Below are 425 nucleotides of genomic sequence, written 5' to 3'. Positions count from 1 at the left end.
GGTTGGTCACCGCATTTCCGTGTGTTCGTCCGGGGCTGCCTCGATCTGCTGGCGGGCGTCAATGATGTCCCATCGGCCACACAATTCGTACGAGGATTCCCCACCGAGGCTCTGCCTCCGGTGCTGCGCAATCACAGATGTCAGTCGAACGTGATCCGGTTCTTCGTGAGATCTTGTCCTTGTGCGCCTTCAGGCGGCCGAACGGGGTTGGATCTCGCGGCCGATCGCCCACAGGAACGCCGCCATCTCCCGCGCGATGGCGGTGACTACCACAGTCTGGCGCTTGCCGGCCGCCATCAGCCGGCGATAGCGCGCGCACAGCCGCAGCTGCGCCTTCCCGGCAATCGCCCGCACGATTGCCGGCAAGCCCTCCTGGCGTTCCTGCAGCACGCGGCTCATCCGGGCCGGAAAGCGATAGGTCCAGG

General features: G+C 65.6%; 1 pseudogene. It reads right to left on the bottom strand.

The annotated features are described in order from the left end of the window. Window positions 1–189: 189 nt before the first annotated feature. Window positions 190–425: pseudogene (locus tag KBI52_RS00715) on the bottom strand (IS110 family transposase); the annotation flags it as partial.

The sequence above is a fragment of the Microvirga sp. HBU67558 genome (genome assembly GCF_018069605.1).
In the GTDB taxonomy this organism is placed as follows: Bacteria; Pseudomonadota; Alphaproteobacteria; order Rhizobiales; family Beijerinckiaceae; genus Microvirga; species Microvirga terrae.
Note: the sequence above shows the minus strand (reverse complement) of the source record. Positions and strands in the feature narration are given on the sequence as shown.